Below are 16,408 nucleotides of genomic sequence, written 5' to 3'. Positions count from 1 at the left end.
GCCCCTGAAAAACTGACCCTCGCCCCATCGCTCAATCTATGCCGTTCTGAATTTTTCATCAGGAAAAAATAACAATGAAACAGCGTTACCTTTGGGTAGTAAAACCTTGTCTGCTTGCCATGCTCTCCTCCACCGCCTGGGCGGAAGATCCCCAGGAAGACCAGATGGTGGTCTCCGCCAGCCGCAGCCATCGCAGCGTTGCGCAAATGGCGCAAACCAGCTGGATCATCGAACAGGCCGAGATAGAACAGCAGGTGCGCGGCGGTAAAGAGTTAAAAGAAGTGCTGGCGCAGCTGATCCCCGGCATGGACGTCAGCAGCCAGGGCCGTACCAACTACGGCATGAATATGCGAGGCCGTTCCATGATGGTGATGGTGGATGGTGTCCGGCTTAACTCGTCGCGCAGCGACAGCCGCCAGCTGGACTCTATCGATCCCTTCAACATTGAACGCATTGAGGTGATTTCCGGCGCCACCGCACTCTATGGCGGAGGCAGTACCGGCGGCCTGATCAATATCGTGACCAAAAAAGGCCAGCCGGATACCCAGGTGGAGTTACAAACCGGGGTGAAAAGCGGCTTTAACAGCCATAACGATCATGATGAAAACATCGGTGCCGCAGTCAGCGGCGGTAACGATAAAGCCGCTGGCCGTTTGTCGGTGGCTTACCAACGCTACGGCGGCTGGTACGATGGCAAGGGTGATGAGGTGATCATCGATAATACCCAGACCGGCCTGCAATATTCCGACCGTCTGGATGTGATGGGCACCGGTACGCTGAACATCGACGATCATCAGCAGCTGCAACTGACCACGCAATATTTCAAAAGCGAATCGGATGGCAAACACGGCCTCTATCTGGGGAACAATTTCTCGGCAGTCACCGGCTCAGGCAACGCTTACAACGCCAGCAATCTGGACTCTGACCGGCTGCCCGGCACCGAACGTCATCTGGTCAACCTGCAATACTCCAACACTGATTTCCTCGGTCAGGATCTGGTAGCCCAGATTTTCTATCGTGATGAAAGTCTGACGTTCTACCCCTTCCCGACCCTAAGCGGCGGCCAGGTCACCAGCATTGGCGCGTCACAGCAGAAAACCGATTTCTATGGCGGCAAGCTGACCCTGAACAGCACGCCGCTGGAGGCCCTGACCCTGACCTATGGCGTGGATGCCGAACACGAAACCTTTGACGCCAATCAGCAGTTTTTCGATCTGACCACAGCGGCGCAGAGCGGCGGAATGAGGCTGGATAACGCCTACAATGTCGGCCGCTATCCCGGTTACAGCATCACCAACCTCGCGCCCTTCCTGCAAACCAGCTACGACATTGCAGCCATCACCCTGAGCGGTGGGGTGCGTTATCAGTACACCAAAAATAAGGTGGATGATTTTGTTGGCTACGCGCAGCAACAGGCGATCGCTACCGGTCGGGCCACCTCCGCTGATGCGGTGCCTGGCGGCAGCACCGATTACAACAACCTGCTATTCAATGCAGGTATCCTGGGACATCTGACCGAACGTCAGCAGCTGTGGTTTAACTTTTCCCAGGGCTTCGAGATCCCGGACCTGGCGAAATATTACGGCTCCGGTACTTACCAGCTGGCTAACGGTCACTACAACCTGGTCAACAGCGTTAACGTCAACGACTCGAAGCTGGAGGGCATCAAGGTTGATGCGTACGAACTCGGCTGGCGTTACACCGGCGATAATCTGCGCACCCAGGTGGCGGCCTACTATTCGCTCTCCGACAAAACCATCAGCATCAATAAAACCGATATGACCATCAACCTTGAAGACGACAAACGACGTATCTATGGCGTGGAAGGTCAGGTTGATTATTTCTTTACCGACAGCGCGTGGAGCACCGGCGCAAACCTGAACCTGATCAAATCAGAAACCCGCGTGGATGGGCGCTGGGAGAAGCTGACTATCGACAGCGCCAGCCCATCAAAAGTCAGCGCCTGGCTCAACTGGACGCCGGGTGACTGGAGCCTTCGGGTACAAAGCACCCAGACCTTCGACGTTTCTGATGCGGATGGTAAGAAGATCGAGGGTTACAACACGGTTGACCTGCTGGGCAGCTATGATCTGCCGGTAGGAAAACTCAGTTTCAGCGTGGAAAACCTGCTGGATAAGGATTACACCACCGTCTGGGGACAGCGTGCGCCAGGGCTGTACAGCCCAACGTATGGCGATGCTGCGTTATATACCTATAAAGGTCGCGGCCGGACCTTTGGCCTGAATTATTCGGTGCTGTTCTGATAAAACGCGCAAATGCCCGTCATCTCTGACGGGCATTTTTCATTATTTAAAATCGACTTCCATTAATTCGGCGATAGTTAAATTCTGTGTAGACGCGACACAGTGATGCAGATAATCAGTGAATTTTGAGGATTGCGGCATCCCCAGTCCTAATAATTTTTCATTGCTGAAAACCACGTTCAGTTGTGAAAAATGACCGTAAAGGTTCATTGCCCGTAACATAATACGTTCGTTGCAGGGGCCGAATAAAGAAGCAAAACTTTTCTTACATGCGCTCAGCTCTTTATAGTTAACCTTCTGATACGCATCCGCGACGGGTAAATTACCCGATGCTTTAGCCATCGCAATGTCGATTTCTGCAAAAGTCACGCTGCTATTGATACCTGCCGAAATATGAAACACATCTTTATCGACTTTATCCGCAGTCAGCAGCAATTCGAGCGCATCGGCGCAGTAATCCACCGGCACCACATCGATGCGATCATCCAGTTCGCACATAAATTTACCCAGCACCAGCGCCATGCGAAACACCCAAAAGATGCTGGGCGACGGTTCACAGCCGAAGCGGGAATGTCCCACCACGATGGAAGGACGCGCGATAACCAGCGGCAGATGGGGTAAGGACTCGGTCATCATTCTTTCAATGGTGGCTTTGCTCCAGGTGTACTCAACAATGTGCTGATGACGTGCCGTCAGCAACTCACTTTCCGTCACCAGGCTGTTGGCCTGCGGCGCGCAGGACATCGCCGTGCCGACATGAACAAAACGCCGGAGGCCTTTCACCTGGCTCATCCGGCTGGCAAAGCGGAACGTTCCTTCAACGTTAACTTTCCAGATGTAGGGATTGTTGCCAAAGGATGCCACGGCAGCACAGTTCAGCACATGGGTGATGTCATTCAGCCTTGGGTCATCAATAAATTTTTCCGGGGCAGCCAGATCGCCAGGAAGAATGTGTTGCGTGGTCAGGGCGTCGAGCAGATATTGCTCAACCCCGAACTTCGTCAGATTGGTTTTGACTCTTGCCAGGCCATCTTCCGGCGTTTCCCCTCTGACAAGCAGCAGCAGGCCGTTTATTTCACGTTTCTTTAACAGATTAGCCGTAACTGCGCCGCCCAGAAATCCGGTTGCGCCAGTGATTAAGATATTTTGCATGAGATTCATTTAAAAATGGTTTAGAAAAGGTGGCTCTGGTTATTTCAGGACCTCAGATTATTCCAGTAAGATTAAATGGAACTTAAATAAATAATTCTTTAATCGGGCAGAGACGAACAGGCAGGTTTTTCTTAATGACGGGGGGAACTTTTTTCTTTAAAACGCGTCGCTTCTTAGTACCTGCCCCTTATTAATTAAATATAGGGGCAGGATTAATCACTCGTTATTCATCAACAATTCTAACGTCATTCGCCGCCGCACCTTCAATAACTTTTTTAAGTTTTTCTGCCATTACCTCTTCCACATGTTTAACCTTTTTCGCCTGCATAGCGGCCTGGCTTTCATGCATACTCCAGCCTTCAGCCTGCATAACGCCATGAATCGCCTTAGCGACACCTGCCGGGTTAGATTTTGGGTCAAATTCAACTGTTTTCATTTAACGCACCTGTATATAAGGATTTTTGATGAATTTTCACCCACTGAATGCGGTAGCCGGAGAAAAGAGCGATGCCGAACTACCACCAGCGGGCGATTCAGCATCGTCTTAAAAGCAAAGTCCGATAAATAGAGCCAGATACCGAATCTCCCCTCAATCTACAAAAAGGGCGCGGTTAAAATATGTGAATCGAAGCGGGTTAATTCGCAGAATAGGCCAAACCCTTAAACCACGAGGCCCAGCCTTAATTGGGTGGCGCGTAACGAAGCGAAGCGGGTTAACCCGGCAGCTAATCCAGCCTGATCGTTTGTGATTTAATATGCTGCCAAAAGCGCTCAGCGGCGAGGTTTAGCCTGGCGCCGGAACGGTAAACATACGCGGCGACCGGCAACGACACCGACGCATCCATAATCGCCAGTTTTCCTTCTCTCAGCTCGCGCTGGATTGAATATTGCGGCAGCCAGCCCACCCCATTGCCGTTAACGATCATACGCTTAAGTAATTCGCTCATCGATGATACGAAGCTGAGCGTAAAAGTGTGCTCAGGCATTTTATCGATCACCTGATTAACATGACGGCCCATATAGCTGTCATTGGCATATCTCATTAGCGGCAGTACCCCGCCGTTCAGGCTAAACAGCGGTTCCCCCTGGGCATCGCAGGGAGTGACCAGATGCAAAAAGGAGTCAAATATCTTGTGGTGGATAAAGGGATAATTCATTAATTCTTCATTGTAAAAAGTCAGAATAAAATCACTTTTCCCCTCTTTCAGATTATAAACCGCCTCATCCACGTTAATCGATTCAACATAATGGATCCTCTCCGCGCTGTCGGAATAACCGGCAATCAGGCTGGGCAGCAGCAGCACGGACAACGAGGGAGCGGCATCAAATTTGATACTCTGGCGGAAATTATCCAGCCCCTTTATTCGATTCAGCTGGTAATCCATATCGTCCAGCATATTACGCGCATAGCCGACAAAACTTTTTCCCTGCCGGGTGAGCTGTAAGGGATTCACGCTGCGATCAAAGATGGCGAACCCGACGGCGGATTCCAGCGACTGAATGCGGCGGCTGAAAGAAGACTGAGAAATGTTCCGTTTTTCAGCCGCTAAGGTGAAGCTCCTGGTCTCTTCCAGGGCAATGACGTCATAAAACCATTTCACTTCAAGATTACTGACCACTGTGCGGAATCTCACAAAAGCAGAAGGGATGCTATGCAAATTTAGCATGGCATATAGAAATTATGCAATCCATGCATCTGATCGTTGGTGCTAGTATCCAAACAGTTGTTTAACTGAAGTCTGCAAACTCTTTAACACCTCAGTTAACTATCAAATTTAATAACCGGCCGCCGCGTTGTGCAGCCAATAATTTAGCCAGCAATCAGTCAGGTATCACATCACATGTCCAGCTCAGAGTTAATTAAAAAAGCCCTGTCAGATTTAGGAATCTCCGATATTCCTGAAGTGATTTATAACCCAGATTATGACCAGCTCATCGCCGATGAAACGTCATCAGAACTGAGCGGCTTTGAGCGCGGCATCATGACCGCATCCGGTGCGGTGGCAGTAGATACCGGTGAATTCACCGGACGCTCACCTAAAGACAAATATATTGTCCGCGATGAACTGACAAAAGACAGCGTGTGGTGGTCTGACGCGGGTACCGGGCGCAACGACAACAAACCGCTGTCTCAGGCGGTGTGGTCTGAACTGCGCCAGCTGGTATCGAACCAGCTCTCCGGCAAGAAGCTGTACATCATCGATGCCTGGTGCGGAGCCAGCCCGGACTCGCGGCTGGCCGTCCGTTTTATCACCGAGGTGGCCTGGCAGGCCCACTTCGTGAAAAACATGTTTATCCCGCCGCTGGCAGAAGAACTGGCCACCTTTGATCCTGATTTTATCGTGATGAATGGCTCAAAATGCACCAACAAAAACTGGCAGGCGCAGGGGCTGAATTCTGAGAATTTCGTGGCCTTTAACCTTTCTGAAAAAATGCAGCTGATCGGCGGAACCTGGTACGGCGGCGAGATGAAGAAAGGCCTGTTCTCCGTGATGAACTACCTTCTGCCGCTGCGCGGCATTGCCTCAATGCACTGCTCGGCCAACCGTGGCGCAGCGGGCGATGTGGCGCTGTTCTTTGGTCTCTCCGGCACCGGTAAAACCACCCTCTCCACCGACCCTCAACGCGAACTGATCGGTGATGATGAACACGGCTGGGATCATCAGGGCGTGTTTAACTTTGAAGGGGGTTGCTACGCCAAGACCATCAATCTGAGCGAAAGCGCCGAGCCTGAAATTTATCGCGCTATCCGTCGCGATGCGCTGCTGGAAAACGTGGTAGTGAAAGCGGATGGTTCGGTGGATTATGCCGACGGACGTAAAACCGAGAACACCCGCGTTTCCTATCCGCTGTCGCATATTGAGAACATTGTTAAACCGGTCTCGCGAGCCGGGAATCCGTCGAAGGTGATTTTCCTCGCGGCAGACGGTTTCGGCGTGTTACCGCCGGTGGCGCGTCTGACCACCGATCAGATGAAGTATCACTTCCTCTCCGGCTTCACCTCGAAACTGGCCGGGACAGAGCGCGGCATCACGCGTCCTACCCCGACCTTCTCTGCCTGTTATGGCGCGGCGTTTCTGATGCTGCATCCGACACAATACGCTGAAGTGCTGGCGGAGAAGATGGCGGAGACAGGGGCCGAAGCCTGGCTGGTCAACACCGGCTGGAATGGTGCGGGCGAACGCCTTTCGCTGCGCGACACCCGTAACATCATCCGCGCTATCCTGGATGACACCATTGTGCTGGGTGACACCACGCTGCCGGTGTTCGGGCTGCTGATCCCGGATCAGGTGCCGGAGGTGGATGTCAGCAAGCTTGACCCGCGCAACGGCTGGGGTTCAGAAGATAAATGGCAGGAAGAAGCTGCCAAACTTGGCCGCCTGTTTGTCGCCAACTTCAGCCAGTATGCCGAGACTCCGGAAGGGGCGCGCATTGCGCTGGCGGGACCGTCTGTCGACTGATCCTGAACTCTCCCCGTCACAGCCTGGCGCTGCTGGCGGGGTTATCTTCCGGCGTATGCTTACGTTTCGCGGCCACTTTCTGGCGGGCGTCATTGATCATCTGGCAGGAAACATACACCTTGTTTTCAAACAGCAGCCGCAACACCTTCGAGGGCGGAATGGTGTTCAGATCACCCCACTGGCTCAGCAATGATGTCAGGGCACTGGTTAATGACAAGTGCTGGCTGCGGTCGATGCTGTCCCATCTCTGCCTGATGTACTCCTTGTGATCGCTTAACTGTTCATCGCTGAACGCCGCTGCCGCTAAAGCAGGCATCAACGCGTAATAATGCGCGCCAAAATCCTTCAGATAGTGCTGTAACTCCGGTAAATTCGCTGGCCGGGTAACAAATTCAGGGTAATTTCTCAGACGGGGCATCAGTTTCAATACCAGCATCTCCTCGCCGATATAGAGATCCGGTTTTACCTCCCGTTCCGCCTCAATTTCCCGCCGCGCCTGATGCCAGCAATTCAGGATGCGCGTCCTGCGTAGCGCGTCGGGTGCGAATGTCGCCAGCCTGAAAACATGATTAATCGCCGACTTACTCAGCAGGTGATTTGCGTAATAAAGAAGCAGCCATAATTTTAACGGCGTCAACGCGGCCGGTATACCTGACCGGATGAGTTTTTCCGTTAGCCAGTCGGCTTTAATTTCCGCTGGCGCATCGCTGATGATGTTTTCATAAAACCATTGATGTAACCAATCTTCGATAACCTTATTGGCGGCCACATGGCCCTGGCGTACCGTCTCTTTCGTGACTTCCTGCCCTTCGCTGGCTTTCTTTACCAGCGTGTAGGCTTTTTTCACGGCATGGGTCAGTTCGATTTCCGTCCAGCAATAAAACCCGCTCAGGCAATTTATCGCAATCACCTGATCAACCGTGCGCGGCATACCCGCCACCAGCGGCTGGTAATGTTTAAAACAGTTTGCCTTCACATCATGGTCTGACCCATCAAAAATGTGGGTTCGTAAGCCATCCAGTTTTTTCGCTGGCACATCCTCAGGCGGTTCCGCCTCCAGCAAACCGCACCTTATCTGCACCGGAGTGAGCTGTCCTAATCTCACGACCAGCACCGTCAGCCGCTGATCGCGTCCGCGGCCAGGCAGTTGCGCGCAGATCACTTTCCAGGTCGTCTTAACGGTTTCCTTTACCTCGGAGGAGACGTCCACCAGCACGGTGGGTAGCGCGGCGGCGACGGCAGGAAAAAATACGTTCAGGCCTTGCCCACGCATAATTTGCAGCAGTTGCGGCCAGCCGGTGTTGAGCAGCAGGGATTTATCGACGTGTGAGAACAGCGTTTCCAGCTGGCCCACATCAACCCGTTGATAACCGTACGCAGACCGGTGCGCCGCAATCAACGCATACAGCGTTTCCAGCCGGTGATCGACCGGGCCGGTTTCAGGCGATGATAAAGGCATCTCCCGGTTCTGGCGGATATAAATAATGTTCGGCGTTAGGGGATGTGCCGCATCGCTGGCTGACTGGGTTGCTCGCTGTGAGGAATAAGAGGCATTGACTCTGAGGCTTAGCATAAGGATTCCGATAGGTGTCGAAGTCCTGACAAATATAGCCGCTATCTCACAAAGACAGCGGCTCAATATTCGGGTTCAGTGCCGCGGGGATTTAGCGACGATCAAGGGAGAAGCGGCCCGGACCGGTCAGCGCCAGCAGCAGCATCCCGCCGATAATGCTGATGTTTTTATAGAAGTTAATCATGTTGGCATATTGATCCATGCCCGTCATGTGCCAGTACGGGTGACCAATAAAAGAGGTCACCAGGGTATAGACGGCCATCAGAATGGCGAGCGGACGGGTAAAAAAGCCCAACGCGATCAGCAGACCAAAACCAAACTCAGCAATGACAGCAATGGCCGCGGCAACGGAGGGTAACGGCAGCCCCAGGCTCTGCATATAGCCGGCGGTATAACTGAAAGCCGTGAGTTTCTGCCAGCCGAAAATAATAAAAAGCACCATCAGCGCCACGCGGGCAATAAGAATCACGCTGTCACGATATTTATCGAGTGAAAAGTAACGCATTTCAGTTTTCCTTAAAAATAAATATGAGTCGATTTCTAGTTTAGGTAATACACAGTTTTTATTAATTAAGCTGATTGTTAATTCCCAGCTCGTCCTGCGATGGGTAAAGATTACCTGTAAACCAATATGCCATTCAATTCATATAATTGCATTTGAGTTTATCATTTTAGTTGACAATCAGGCGGGTGTTTTCTGAACATCATGATAAAACTCATCACCACCCTCCGGGCATTGGCGAACAACATGCAGGGAGAGCAAAACTGCGCGCTGCCCAACGCTTTTGATTACGATGCGGGAATATAATCCTCAGCAACTATTCGCGGCCCGACGTGCTTATCCACCCATAACACAATGGAATGTCTATGTTGCCAACACCCGTTTCGTCCGCCCCTGCTCCGTCGATCACGGTCAACGTATATGCTGATGAAGGCGGAACCCCCAGACTGATTTCCACCATCAACCTGATCACCAATACGCCAGACCTGCCGTTGCTCAGTTCGCTTTTAACCGAAGCCAATGCCCCTCAGCTGAATGTCCCAGCCGCGCGACCGCCGACTATCGAAGATCATCTGCGGCGAATTAAAAGCTGCTGGGAAAAGCATGATGGGGAGAAAGACCTGATCAATCGGGTGTACCTGACCTTGCTGGACCCGGATATAAAAGATCTGGGACTGGAGAATGCCAAATTACGCGAAATCACGCTGAAACTGGCGCAATTACCCCTTTCCGCCAGCGAATTGTATGAAGCCCTGAGGAGTTTTAGTCAGGACTTCCCGTCTTCAGTGAGGGAGTGGTTTGCGCAGAGCTGGCCGACAATTAAAACGGGCAACACATCAAACTGGCAAAAACTGATGACGCTGCTGGAAAATACCGATCATCTCCCCATCAAACAGCTGGCGCTGTATTACCTGTTACTTAGCGATGGCCAGCCTGGTTGCAGTGATAAGCTGGTGAATCGCGCCGTGACCAGCAGCAGAGCAACCCCGCCAGCGGCGATGACCCATTGGGTTGATAGCGTCATGAAAAACGCGGCTCGCGGGGAACAGTCCATGACGATGTGGCTGGGAACGCAGCTCAGCAAGAATCAGATGTTCAGTTTGGATGAAAAAGAGGTATCCGCATTCGAGCTGGTTAAGGCGCTGTGGAAGGCGAATATCAAGCCCGACTTTAACGAGGTCACCCACGCGCTCTGCGTCGCCAGAACCCAGGTTTCAGAGGAGCGACTGACGCTGTTTAAAGCGGAATGGGACAGATTTATAGCCGCTTATCAGCAGCTCAGGCTGATCCGCAAGCCTCGTAAATCCACCGCCGCCACGCCCAGGATACGACGTCCGCGCAAGCCAAAAGTCCGCGCACTGCAACCCGCTTTCATCCCGAAAAAACTCATCACCGGCAAAATGGTGCTGGATTTTCTGAAAGACACCAACGGGCTGGGCCTCAAAAACTGGGCCGAACTGATGTATTGCCTGTGGCAGGTGGGCGTCGATGCCCGACACAGTATGCTGTATCGGGCCTGCAAAGAATTCTCTGCATATCAGCCTCTTGCCATGCCGCCGTCAGACAGTGAGATCGACGCCCTGATCAACAACGATTTTGCCTCATCGGCCGTCCTCGAACAGTATGTGGCAGCGTTCGCCAGAACGCTGGAGGAGGAGTTTGCGATGGACGACACGCCGATCTAACCAGCGGCGGCCGCTACGCCAGCGCGCCCGGCTGCCGTGGCGCGCGGGTCAGGCGCTCGCCTCCCGCCGCCGTTACCCGCACCGTTTCACTGAACGCCATGCCCTGCGCCGACAGATAAAGATGAAACACCATATCGGCCTCCAGCCGCCACTGCGCGCCAGGATGAAACGAACAGGAGAAATCGCTGGGGCGCGGCGTGCGCGTGTACAGCCCCAGCGCATAGCCGGTGACATTGGTAAAGGCCGGGCGTAAACCGCTGCTGAGCAGAGCATCACGCGCCACCGCATCCACCTCGCTCGCCAGCACCCCAGGCCGCAGGGCGGCGATTTGCCGATCCTGAATCGCCAGCAGCTGCTGCGCCAGCTGTTGCTGTGCCGCGCTGATCCCGCCCACCACAAATGGCCGCATCAGACGCGCGCTGTAATGCTGCACCTTGGGGATCAGCTCCGCATGGAGAATATCGCCGCGTTGCAACCGTTGCTCATGGCCGCTGGCGTGCAGAAAACCGCTGTCGCCACTGGCGATCACGATCGGCCCGGTCTCGCCCGTATCCGCCCCCTGCTCAAGAAAATGACGCGCCGCCAGCGCCGCGACATCGCGTACCCGCCAGCCTGCCGTGGCCGCTTCGCCAATGCGCTGCATGGCAAAATCGGCAATCGCGGCCGCCTGACGTAGTGTCACCAGTTCCGCCGCGGTTTTGACGCTGCGCAGGCGATCGCTGATGCCGGTCAGATCGCGCCACTGCACCTCCGGCAAATGACGCGACAGCTGCTGCCAGCTGTGCACCGTCATGCCATAGGAGTAAAAATCGGCGCCGAGACGGGCGCGGGCAAAACCGCGTTGTTGCAGGCTGGCGGCCACCGTTTGCCAGGGATCATCCCAGTCGGCATAGCTGACGATATCCAGCGTGGGCGACTGCGCGCGACAAGGCACCTCGTCCAGCTGGCGCAGCACCATCCAGGGGTCGCCTGCCAGCGGTACCAGGCAGGCGCGATAGAGCGTCTCCGACACCGTGTAGCCGGTCAGCCATGCCAGCAGTTCCCCATGATCGATCAGCATCACCTCAACATCGGCCTGCTGCATCGCCGCACGCAGACGGCTCAGCGCTTCATTTCGCATCGCTACGCCTCAACCGGCTGGCAAATTTCGAGGATCGCCAGCAGATAAATGCGCACCATATCGAGGAAATCGCTGATCTCAACGCGCTCGTCCGGCATGGTGTTGTATTTGCCGCCGGGGCCGCAGACGATGCCTTCCATGCCCGCGTGCTGATAAAAATGCGCCGCATCGGTGCCAAAAAACGCCGGTGGGGTGATAACGCCGGTCGGCTGCGTGGTACCGCGTACGCGCTGCCAGCCGTTATTGACCGCTTTGACAATCGGCGAGTCCGGCGACACCGCAAACGGCAGCATGGTGGGTTTGTCACGCTCGCCATCGTCATACAGTTCCGCTTTCAGGCCGGGATGACGGGCGCAAAGCTGATCCAGCAGCGCCTGAAGATCGGCCAGCACCCCGGCGACGGTCTGCCCTGGCGCAAAGCGCGCGGAACCTTTCAGACGCACAAAATCAGCCACCTGCGGCGGGCGCCACTCCTCCAGTTCACGTCCCAGCGCGCCGTGAACGGTGCCGATATGTCCGCGGTTAACCTTCAGGTGCTCGTCGCTTTTCGCGCCGCTAAAGGTCATGGCATTGATTTGCGGGATCAGCTCCACCGCTGCGACGATGGCGTCCACCGCCTCTTCGCGTTTGGAAAGATGGCGGGTATCGCCGGTCAGTTCGATGGTGAACATCAGCGATCCGGCGTGCATGGTTAACGCCTGCAAATCCGTCGGCTCCGCGTTAATAAAGTAATCCGCCTTCACCCCCTGTTCGATAGCCGCCAGCGAACCGATGCCGCCCTGCAACTCGCCGACCACATAGGTGAGGATCACATCGCCCTTCAGTTTCACACCAGCATCAATCAGGGTTTTCAGCGCGCAGAAATAGGCCGCATCCCCGGCTTTCATATTGGAAACGCCGATGCCGTAGATAAACTGATCGTCGATTTTTCCCGCCCAGGGATCGACGGTCCAGCCTTCGGTTACCGGGTTGGTATCCAGATGACCGTTGAACAGCAGGCTGTGGCCGCCACCGCTGCCGGGCAGACGGCCAATGGCGTTGAAACGCTCGCCCGGCACCCGTTGCAGCTCAGCCTCCAGCCCCAGTTCGGTCATCTGCGCCGCCATATAGCGCGCCAGTTCACGTTCGCCATCGGTGGCGCTATAGCTTTTGTGCTGCACCATTTTTGCCAGAAAATTCAGACAAAAATCACGATCAATATGATGAATCAGATCTTCAGGTTTCATGAGTTTCTCGTCATGCCACGGATTTAGGGGAGTCAGGAACGTGTACTGCCTCAAGCAGGGCACGGGTATAGGGATGCTGCGCCTGCTGCATCATGCGATCGCCGGGCACCACATCCACCACGTCGCCGCGATACATCACCGCCACGCGGTGCGCAATCTGGCGGATCAGGTTGAGATCGTGGGTAATAAACAGGTAGGCGGTGCCGTAACGACGGCGCAGCTCCAGCAGCAGTTCGATAATGGTGGCCTGCACCGAGACATCGAGCGCGGCGGTGATTTCATCGCAGATCACCAGATCCGGCGGGCAGGCAAAGGCGCGCGCGATGGCCACGCGCTGTTTCTGGCCGCCGGATAAGGCGTGCGGATAGCGTCCGGCAAACTCAACCGGTAAACGCACTTCCGTCAGCAGACGCGCCACCGCCTGCGCTTCGGTTTCGCCCGGCGGCAGGCCATACAGCCGCAGCGGCCGGGCGATGATCTCGCCAACGGTCATGCGCGGATTGAGCGATGCATCCGGATGCTGAAAAATCATCTGCACGCGGCGGCGATACTCTTTATCCATCTGCGCACGGCCAAAGATGCTGTAGCCACAGAAGTCGAGAGTGCCGATAAACGGCACCAGCCCGCTGATGGCGCGCGCCAGCGAGGACTTACCCGACCCCGACTCACCCACCACCCCCAAAATTTCCCCCTGATGGACCGTCAGCGACACCGCATTGGCGGCGCGGGTCACATTGGCCGGGCGTTTCAGCAGGCGATCCAGCATCCCCTGCCGACCGTAATCAATGGTGAGATTTTCGAGGCTGAGCAAAGGTTGCTGGCCCGGCGCGTCGTGCAGCAAACGCTGCTGCGGATTGGGTACCGCCTCAATCAGTTTGCGGGTGTAGGCATGTTGCGGCGCGCGGAACAGGGTGCGGCTGTCAGCGGCTTCAACAATGCGGCCCCGCTCCAGAACGCACACCCGATCCGCCACTTTCGCCACCAGCGCCAGGTCGTGGGAGATATATAACGAGGCGACGCCGGTTTCTTCACGCAGCCGCTGGTAAAGATCGAGGATCTGCGCCGAACTGATCACATCCAGCGCGGTGGTCGGTTCATCGAAGATCAGGCAATCGGGCTGACAGGCAAACGCGGTGGCGATCAGGATGCGCTGCTTTTCACCGCCGGAAACCTGATGCGGATAGCGTTTCATCATCTGCGCCGGATTTTTCAGATCGACATCGCGCAGCAGCGACTCGCCTAACGCCTGGGCTTCACGCGCGCCCAGCCCGCGATGGCGGCGCAACACCTCGGTGACCTGTTCGCCCAGCGTCAGCGTCGGATTGAGCGAGGCGCTCGGGTCCTGAAAGATCATGCCGAGCTTCGCGCCGCGCAGCGCCGCCAGCTGTGGCGCAGGCAGGCGCAGCAGACTTTGCCCCTGCAACGTTATGTCGCCACTGCGTTCGCGCGCGTTATGCGCCAGCCAGCGCATAATCGCCCAGCCCAGCGTCGTTTTACCGGAGCCTGATTCTCCCACCAGCCCCAGCACTTCTCCCGCTTTCAGCTGGAAAGTAATATCCCGCAGCACCGGCAGGGTGCCGCCGCCCTGCAAGGCGTAATCGAGGCTGTAGTTCTCCACCGTCAGCACCGGCGCGTTATTCTGCGAATTCATCAGTGATTCCTCGGGTTGAGTACATCGCGCAGGCCATCGCCCAGCAGGTTGAAACCAATGGCGACCAGCGCAATGGCCAGGCCGGGGATCAACATCATCCACGGCGCATTAAAGAAGTAATCACGCGCCTCGGAGACCATCAGCCCCCATTCCGGCTCTGGCGGCTGCGCGCCCAGACCGAGAAAGCTCAGGGTGGCGAACAGCATGATGGCGAAAGCGACACGGATGGTGGCCTCTACGATGATGGGGGCAAGGATATTCGGCAGCATCTCGCGCAGGATGATGTAGTGACCCGCCTCACCGCGCGCGATGGCGGCGTTGATGTAATCCTGCTGGCGCGCGGCCAGCGCCACGCTGCGCGCGATCCGCACCATGCCGGGGACAAAGGCGATGGTGATCGCCAGCACCGCGTTGAAGCTGCTCTGCCCCAGGGTGCTGACAATCAGCAGGGCGAACAGCAGGCTGGGGATCGCCATCACCGCGTCCATGGTACGCATGGTGAATTCATCAATCCGGCCGCCGAGATAGGCGCTGGCGGTGCCGAGCACTGCGCCGATGACCATCGCCAGCGCGGTCGCCAGCAGCGACAGCAAAATGGTGGCGCGGGCGCCCACCAGCACGCGGCTGAAAATATCGCGCCCCATCTGGTCGGTGCCAAACCAGTGCTCCGCGCCCGGCGGTTTATAGCGGCTGAGGATCGAGATGGCTTCCGGGTCGAACGGCGCAACGTGCGCGCCGCCCAGCACCATCAGTGCAGCCACCAGCAAAATCAGCAATCCGGCCGCCCCCTGTGGCGAGCGGGCCAGACGTTTCAGGATATCAGGCATAGGTAATCCGTTTATCAAGCATGACGTAGGCGGCATCGGCGAGGAAATTCACCACGGAATAGGTCGCAGCGAGGATCATCACCCCGGCCTGAATGGTCGGCAGATCACGCGCCTGTACCGCGACAATCAGCTCGCGGCCAATGCCCGGAATGGCGAAGATCTCCTCCACCACCACGATGCCGCCCAACAGATAACCCACGTCGAGCGCCACGATGGTGATGGTCGGCAACAGACCGTTGCGCAGCGCATGACGCCACAGAATGCGGCGGCGCGATAACCCTTTTAACCAGGCGGCGCGGATGTAATCGGTGTGCAGCACGTCCACCATTTCGGAACGCACCATACGTGACACATGCGCCACCAGAATTAACGCCACCGTGACCGACGGCAGGATCAGATGCTGAATTCCGCTGATCACGTTCTCCGTCAGCGGCACGTAACCGGTGGCGGGCAACTCCTGCCAGACATCCGCAAACAGCAGCAGCATCAGCGTGGCGGTGACAAATTCAGGGAATGAGATGCCGATATACGACAGCACGCTGACCAGCACATCGGCGGTTTTGCCGCGGCGCACTGCGGCCCAGATCCCCAGCGGGATGGCGATAATCAGCATCAGCAGCAGCGCGCACACCGCCAGCAGCAGCGAACGCGACAGCGCGGTGAGCAGCGTCGGTCCCACCGCCAGCCCGTTACGCATCGAGACGCCAAAATCCCCCTGCACTGCCAGCGTCAGCCAGTGCCAGTATTGCAGCCAGGCTGGCGCATCAAGCCCGAGGCGCGCGCGCACCGCCGCCAGCGCTTCTGGCGTGGCGTTTTGCCCCAGCAGCGTGACGGCGGCATCGGCCGGCAGCAGCTGGGTGATGCCAAACACCAGCAACGACACCACCAGCAGGGTGTAGATCATCAGAAAGAAGCGTTTCAGCAGATAACTTGCGGTCACAGTCGCT

General features: G+C 55.9%; 13 protein-coding genes. 3 read left to right on the top strand and 10 right to left on the bottom strand.

All coding sequences use genetic code 11. The features are described from left to right. The first annotated feature begins 74 nt into the window (after window positions 1-74). Window positions 75-2,264, top strand: coding sequence for a TonB-dependent siderophore receptor (locus AC6I8V_RS23975; protein WP_497846893.1), 2,190 nt, complete (start codon window positions 75-77; stop codon window positions 2,262-2,264). A gap of 42 nt (window positions 2,265-2,306) precedes the next feature. Here AC6I8V_RS23975 and AC6I8V_RS23970 read toward each other — a convergent pair whose 3' ends face one another. The 3 genes from AC6I8V_RS23970 to AC6I8V_RS23960 form a co-directional block, all read right to left on the bottom strand. After that, window positions 2,307-3,416, bottom strand: coding sequence for an SDR family oxidoreductase (locus AC6I8V_RS23970; protein ID WP_497846892.1), 1,110 nt, complete (start codon window positions 3,414-3,416; stop codon window positions 2,307-2,309). Between the two features lie 223 nt (window positions 3,417-3,639). Continuing rightward, the gene (locus AC6I8V_RS23965; protein WP_497846891.1) at window positions 3,640-3,852 is read right to left on the bottom strand and encodes a hypothetical protein; all 213 of its coding nucleotides are present in this window, start codon (window positions 3,850-3,852) and stop codon (window positions 3,640-3,642) included. Window positions 3,853-4,141: 289 nt separating this feature from the next. After that, window positions 4,142-5,035 carry a LysR substrate-binding domain-containing protein gene (locus AC6I8V_RS23960; RefSeq protein WP_497846890.1) on the bottom strand — a complete coding sequence of 298 codons (894 nt, stop codon included), beginning with the start codon at window positions 5,033-5,035 and terminating at the stop codon, window positions 4,142-4,144. A 222-nt stretch (window positions 5,036-5,257) separates the two neighbouring features. Here AC6I8V_RS23960 and pckA point away from each other — a divergent pair, with 222 nt between their 5' ends. Continuing rightward, a complete protein-coding gene (pckA, locus tag AC6I8V_RS23955; protein ID WP_497846889.1) occupies window positions 5,258-6,877 on the top strand; it encodes a phosphoenolpyruvate carboxykinase (ATP) in 1,620 nt (539 codons plus the stop codon). Window positions 6,878-6,893: 16 nt separating this feature from the next. Here the strand turns inward: pckA and AC6I8V_RS23950 are convergent, their stop codons facing one another. Both AC6I8V_RS23950 and AC6I8V_RS23945 read right to left on the bottom strand, forming a co-directional pair. Next, entirely contained in the window at window positions 6,894-8,336 is a 1,443-nt protein-coding gene (locus AC6I8V_RS23950) for a hypothetical protein (protein ID WP_497846888.1), read from the bottom strand. Between the two features lie 205 nt (window positions 8,337-8,541). Continuing rightward, window positions 8,542-8,955 (bottom strand): DoxX family protein, encoded by a 414-nt coding sequence (locus AC6I8V_RS23945; RefSeq protein WP_497846887.1) that lies wholly within the window; start codon window positions 8,953-8,955, stop codon window positions 8,542-8,544. A 362-nt stretch (window positions 8,956-9,317) separates the two neighbouring features. Here AC6I8V_RS23945 and AC6I8V_RS23940 point away from each other — a divergent pair, with 362 nt between their 5' ends. Further along, complete coding sequence (locus tag AC6I8V_RS23940) at window positions 9,318-10,637, top strand: hypothetical protein (RefSeq protein ID WP_497846886.1); 1,320 nt, start codon at window positions 9,318-9,320, stop codon at window positions 10,635-10,637. Between the two features lie 13 nt (window positions 10,638-10,650). Here AC6I8V_RS23940 and AC6I8V_RS23935 read toward each other — a convergent pair whose 3' ends face one another. From AC6I8V_RS23935 to AC6I8V_RS23915, 5 genes are read right to left on the bottom strand one after another with little or no spacing between them, the layout of a single operon-like run. Next, complete coding sequence (locus tag AC6I8V_RS23935) at window positions 10,651-11,757, bottom strand: M24 family metallopeptidase (protein WP_497846885.1); 1,107 nt, start codon at window positions 11,755-11,757, stop codon at window positions 10,651-10,653. A gap of 2 nt (window positions 11,758-11,759) precedes the next feature. Then, window positions 11,760-12,983, bottom strand: coding sequence for a M20 family metallopeptidase (locus AC6I8V_RS23930; protein WP_497846884.1), 1,224 nt, complete (start codon window positions 12,981-12,983; stop codon window positions 11,760-11,762). Window positions 12,984-12,993: 10 nt separating this feature from the next. Further along, on the bottom strand, window positions 12,994-14,634 hold the full coding sequence (locus tag AC6I8V_RS23925; protein WP_497846883.1) for a dipeptide ABC transporter ATP-binding protein: 1,641 nt from the start codon (window positions 14,632-14,634) through the stop codon (window positions 12,994-12,996). Then, a complete protein-coding gene (locus tag AC6I8V_RS23920) occupies window positions 14,634-15,461 on the bottom strand; it encodes an ABC transporter permease (RefSeq protein WP_497846882.1) in 828 nt (275 codons plus the stop codon). Before AC6I8V_RS23920 ends, AC6I8V_RS23925 begins: the two co-directional genes overlap by 1 nt. Beyond that, the gene (locus AC6I8V_RS23915; RefSeq protein WP_497846881.1) at window positions 15,454-16,401 is read right to left on the bottom strand and encodes an ABC transporter permease; all 948 of its coding nucleotides are present in this window, start codon (window positions 16,399-16,401) and stop codon (window positions 15,454-15,456) included. Before AC6I8V_RS23915 ends, AC6I8V_RS23920 begins: the two co-directional genes overlap by 8 nt. Window positions 16,402-16,408: the final 7 nt, after the last annotated feature.

This window comes from Pantoea sp. X-Soil-TKNS-1207 (assembly GCF_059730485.1).
The sequence above is the reverse complement of the archived record's forward strand: the minus strand, read 5'-3'. Positions and strand labels throughout refer to the sequence as shown.

Coding starts and splice junctions, on each gene's coding strand:
- AC6I8V_RS23935 (WP_497846885.1), bottom strand. CDS start 11,757: ATGCGAAATGAAGCGCTGAGCCGTCTGCGTGCGGCGATGCAGCAGGCC.
- AC6I8V_RS23970 (WP_497846892.1), bottom strand. CDS start 3,416: ATGCAAAATATCTTAATCACTGGCGCAACCGGATTTCTGGGCGGCGCA.
- AC6I8V_RS23975 (WP_497846893.1), top strand. CDS start 75: ATGAAACAGCGTTACCTTTGGGTAGTAAAACCTTGTCTGCTTGCCATG.
- AC6I8V_RS23920 (WP_497846882.1), bottom strand. CDS start 15,461: ATGCCTGATATCCTGAAACGTCTGGCCCGCTCGCCACAGGGGGCGGCC.
- AC6I8V_RS23950 (WP_497846888.1), bottom strand. CDS start 8,336: ATGCCTTTATCATCGCCTGAAACCGGCCCGGTCGATCACCGGCTGGAA.
- AC6I8V_RS23945 (WP_497846887.1), bottom strand. CDS start 8,955: ATGCGTTACTTTTCACTCGATAAATATCGTGACAGCGTGATTCTTATT.
- AC6I8V_RS23925 (WP_497846883.1), bottom strand. CDS start 14,634: ATGAATTCGCAGAATAACGCGCCGGTGCTGACGGTGGAGAACTACAGC.
- AC6I8V_RS23965 (WP_497846891.1), bottom strand. CDS start 3,852: ATGAAAACAGTTGAATTTGACCCAAAATCTAACCCGGCAGGTGTCGCT.
- AC6I8V_RS23930 (WP_497846884.1), bottom strand. CDS start 12,983: ATGAAACCTGAAGATCTGATTCATCATATTGATCGTGATTTTTGTCTG.
- AC6I8V_RS23940 (WP_497846886.1), top strand. CDS start 9,318: ATGTTGCCAACACCCGTTTCGTCCGCCCCTGCTCCGTCGATCACGGTC.
- pckA (WP_497846889.1), top strand. CDS start 5,258: ATGTCCAGCTCAGAGTTAATTAAAAAAGCCCTGTCAGATTTAGGAATC.